The following is a 3,701-nucleotide window of genomic DNA, read 5'->3' as shown; positions in this document are numbered from 1 at the left end:
ACCCGTTCCCGTTCCGAACACGGAAGTCAAGCACCCCCGCGCCGATGATACTCCGTTATGGGGGAAAGTAGGGAGCCGCCGGCTTTTTTCTTTCTGGATGGTTTTCCGCCCGCTAGCAGGGGCGGATTTTTTTTGCCCCGGCGTGCGCGCATAGCCCGTTGCAGGTTGAGTCGCGCATTATTATTTTTCTTTCTATTTCTTGTCAAATTCCTTGAAAAATATAAAAATCTCGTTAGAATTACCAGTAAGGAGATTATATGTCACGAGTTGATATTTATAATGAAGAATATGTCGGTTTGAACCATGCTTATGTTCAGATGTATAAGTTTTATAACCGGCTGATTGATTCTGGCGATGCTGATGAAGAAGTTCTTAGTGTAATTCGTGAAATTCTTCTTGTTTTTAATCCTACTTTGGACAGAATAAAGTCTGAGATGACTGTCAAAACCCGATATAAAGAAGACGGCGATAATTCTCAGGCCAAAGCTAAGGCTGTGAATGGAACGGATGTATCTGCGGGGGGCAAAAAATCTGCGGGTGCCGTAATATTGCATGGAAATTTTACTGGCGAATAAGTTTGTTTGCCTAGCTTGTTTCTGCATTTGTTTTTTTATAAAATGAATGTATGTCTGAAATTAAAAAATCTTCTATCTTATCTAATTTTTGGTCCGTCTGTTTAGGCGCGGTTCTTTGCTGTTTTTTGTGGGGTAGTGCGACACCTGCAATTAAAATCGGTTATAAACTTTTTTCTATTGCTGCTGATGATACGCCGACAGTCGTTCTTTTTGCTGGAGTTCGGTTCTTTTTTGCGGGAATTTTCACTACTATTTTTGGCTCGCTTTTGCAGAAAAAGATTCTTGCGCCTCGTTCTGTTGTTGCGTTTAAGAAGGTCGTTGCACTTGCAATGGTTCAGACAATCCTTCAGTATTTCTTCTTCTATGGCGGACTTACCCGTTGTCCTGGCGTAAAATCATCTGTAATTCTTGCGACAAATGTTTTTGCCTCTCTATTGATTGCAGCATTGCTTTTCAAACAGGAAAAACTTAGTTTTCTTAAAATTCTTGGTTGTGTTGTGGGCTTTGTTGGTGTCGTGCTTGTCACTGTCGCTGGAAAATCTGTTGATTATCATATTTCTTTTGGCGGAGAAGGCTTTATTTTTATGAGCAGCCTTTGTTATGGTTTTTCGGGCTGTCTTATGAAGGCTTTTAGTCGTGACGAAAACACCGTTATGCTTTCTGGCTGGCAGTTTGCTTTTGGCGGAGCTGTGATGATTCTTGTGGGATTTACTCTCGGCGGACGATTCTCAGGCTTTAATTTTAATTCGGTTTTGCTTTTGATTTACCTTGTGTTTATCAGTGCGGTGGCTTACACTCTTTGGGGACTTTTGCTTGCGCACAACGATGTTAGCCGTGTCGTGATTTTCGGATTTTTGAATCCTGTTTTCGGTGTGATTTTAAGCTCGATTTTCCTTCATGAGCAGAGTCAGACTGGAATTGTGACTATAATTTCATTGATTTTGGTTTGTTTTGGTATTTTTGTTGTGAATTACAGAAAGCGAAAAACAGACAAATAAAGCTTTTTTATCAAAGCGGTAGCGCTGGTAGCCGCGCCGTAGGCGTTCCGCAGTGAGCGGAGCGAACGGAGGAATGAAGCGGTTAGCGGAACGGCGGACATAGCGACGGCACAGTGGCTTTGTCACTGTGCCGTACCGCCCTTGCTAAATTAGAAATTGACTACGCGCAAGATTTTTCCTGTGAAAAGGAGAAGTATGAAGTCAATTACCCAGATGATATTCCATCCGAAGAAGAATCTTAACAATCCTGCAACGATTTTGCCTTCAGCAAAACGAGCGAAGATTCCCATGAGAGGGCCGAGGAAGAAGCATAGAATTACGCTTACAATTCTCGGAAGATCGAAGTAGTCCTTTGAAGCTCTAGCCATTTTTTACTTCTTACAATACAGGTTTCATTGCTGTCATATATGCGCGGAGTTTGCGTCCTACAACCTCGATTGGGTGGTTGCGGATCTCAGCGTTTACATTGACAAGCTCTGTGTTGTTTACGCTTGTGTCTTTGTTTGAAAGACCTTTACCGATAACTTCTGTTGTTACTTTTGGCATGAGGTCTTTTGCCATCATTGGTGCTGCAACGCGTGCGAAGAGATAGCATCCGTATTCTGCTGTGTCGGAAATGACACGGTTCATCTCGTAGAGGCGTTTGCGGTCGATGAGGTTTGCGATGAGCGGAACTTCGTGGAGTGACTCGTAGTAAGCAGACTCCTCTTTGATTCCTGCGTCAACCATTGTCTCGAATGCAAGCTCACAGCCGGCTTTAACCATAGCAACCATGATGATGCCCTTGTCGAAGTATTCCTGCTCTGTGATTTCTTCTTTTGACTCTTCTGTTTTCTCGAATGCGAGTTCACCTGTTTCAGCACGCCAAGCGAGAAGGTCTTTGTCTCCGGCTTTCCAGTCTTCCATCATTGTAGAAGAGAATTTGCCTGAGATGATGTCGTCCATGTGTTTCTGGTAGAGTGGAGCGAGGAGCTTTTTGATTTCTTTTGAAAGCTCGTTTGCCTTGATTTTTGCAGGGTTTGAGAGTCGGTCCATCATGTTTGTGATGCCGCCCCATTTGAGAGCCTCAGAAATTACATTCCAGCCGTGCATCAAGAGTTTTGTTGCATATTCTGGAGCGATTCCTTCTGATACCATTTTGTCGTAGCAAACGATTGTACCAGCCTGGAGCATACCACAGAGAATTGTCTGCTCGCCCATGAGGTCTGATTTAACTTCTGCAACAAATGATGATTCAAGAACACCAGCTTTGCTTCCGCCCATGCCGACGGCTAAGGCCTTAGCATAAGCCCAGCCTTTTCCTTCTGGGTCGTTTACCGGGTGAACGGCGATGAGGTCAGGAACACCGAATCCACGCTGGAACTCGTGCCAAACTTCTGTACCCGGGCCTTTTGGAGCGCACATAACGACTGTGATGTCCGGGCGAATCTGCATTCCCTCTTCAATCATGTTGAAGCCGTGTGAGTACCAGAGAGCAGAGCCTTTCTTCATGCGTTTCATAACTTCTGAAATTACATTTGAGTGCTGCTTATCTGGAGTGAGGTTTCCGATGAGGTCGGCTGTTGGGACCAATTCGTCATAAGTTCCGACTTTGAAGCCGTTTTCTGTTGCGTTCTTCCAAGACTGACGTTTCTGAGCGATTGCTTCCTCGCGGAGAGCGTAAGATACGTCCAAACCTGAGTCGCGGAGACAGAGACCCTGGTTCAAGCCCTGTGCACCACAACCTACGATTACGATTTTTTTGCCTTTGAGAGCGTTAACTCCGTCAGCAAATTCTTCTTTAGACATTGAGCGACAGTGACCGAGCTGCAAGCGAGCTTCGCGCCACGGAATAGAATTGAAATAGTTGTTACCCATTTTGATTACCTTCTTAAAATTAATTTGAGATTATTATAATGTGTGCCGGTAATTGCGTAAAGTGAAATAAAATGAATAAAATGTTGCAGAATTTGCAATATTGCGTAAGGAAACCAGTCGTGAAATTGAGTAGCGGGCGTTGCGGGCGGCGATTGAGCCCGCAGAAGGGGTAGCGGAAGACACCGCAGCGAAGCGAGGAGGCTGGAGCGAGGGGAAGACTTTCCCCTTTTTCACTTTCACTTTTCAATTTTCAACTTCTAATTTCTAATTT

The 3,701-nt window shown here is 44.3% G+C and carries 4 protein-coding genes and 1 rRNA gene; 3 read left to right on the top strand and 2 right to left on the bottom strand.

The genetic code is table 11. The annotated features are described in order from the left end of the window. The 3 genes from rrf to IJJ71_RS06495 all read left to right on the top strand — a co-directional run. A 5S ribosomal RNA gene (gene rrf / locus IJJ71_RS06505) occupies nucleotides 1-84 on the top strand; the annotation flags it as partial. A 173-nt stretch (nucleotides 85-257) separates the two neighbouring features. Further along, the gene (locus IJJ71_RS06500) at nucleotides 258-575 is read left to right on the top strand and encodes a hypothetical protein (protein ID WP_296846018.1); all 318 of its coding nucleotides are present in this window, start codon (nucleotides 258-260) and stop codon (nucleotides 573-575) included. 50 nt (nucleotides 576-625) lie between these two features. Continuing rightward, nucleotides 626-1,573: a DMT family transporter gene (locus IJJ71_RS06495; RefSeq protein ID WP_296320053.1), complete on the top strand. Its 948-nt coding sequence runs from the start codon at nucleotides 626-628 to the stop codon at nucleotides 1,571-1,573. A gap of 149 nt (nucleotides 1,574-1,722) precedes the next feature. On the opposite strand, the gene IJJ71_RS06490 is transcribed toward IJJ71_RS06495, so the two are convergent. Both IJJ71_RS06490 and ilvC read right to left on the bottom strand, forming a co-directional pair. Further along, a complete protein-coding gene (locus tag IJJ71_RS06490; RefSeq protein ID WP_296320050.1) occupies nucleotides 1,723-1,941 on the bottom strand; it encodes a TM2 domain-containing protein in 219 nt (72 codons plus the stop codon). 10 nt (nucleotides 1,942-1,951) lie between these two features. After that, on the bottom strand, nucleotides 1,952-3,430 hold the full coding sequence (gene ilvC / locus IJJ71_RS06485; RefSeq protein ID WP_296846017.1) for a ketol-acid reductoisomerase: 1,479 nt from the start codon (nucleotides 3,428-3,430) through the stop codon (nucleotides 1,952-1,954). Between the last annotated feature and the right edge of the window lie 271 nt (nucleotides 3,431-3,701).

The sequence above is a fragment of the Treponema sp. genome (assembly GCF_017430385.1).
Taxonomy (GTDB): Bacteria; Spirochaetota; Spirochaetia; order Treponematales; family Treponemataceae; genus Treponema_D.
This window is presented reverse-complemented; position numbering and strand designations above follow the sequence as displayed.

What these genes read in the sequence shown, in the direction of transcription:
- IJJ71_RS06500 (WP_296846018.1), top strand. Translation starts at nt 258, where the DNA reads ATGTCACGAGTTGATATTTATAATGAAGAATATGTCGGTTTGAACCAT.
- IJJ71_RS06490 (WP_296320050.1), bottom strand. Translation starts at nt 1,941, where the DNA reads ATGGCTAGAGCTTCAAAGGACTACTTCGATCTTCCGAGAATTGTAAGC.
- IJJ71_RS06495 (WP_296320053.1), top strand. Translation starts at nt 626, where the DNA reads ATGTCTGAAATTAAAAAATCTTCTATCTTATCTAATTTTTGGTCCGTC.
- ilvC (WP_296846017.1), bottom strand. Translation starts at nt 3,430, where the DNA reads ATGGGTAACAACTATTTCAATTCTATTCCGTGGCGCGAAGCTCGCTTG.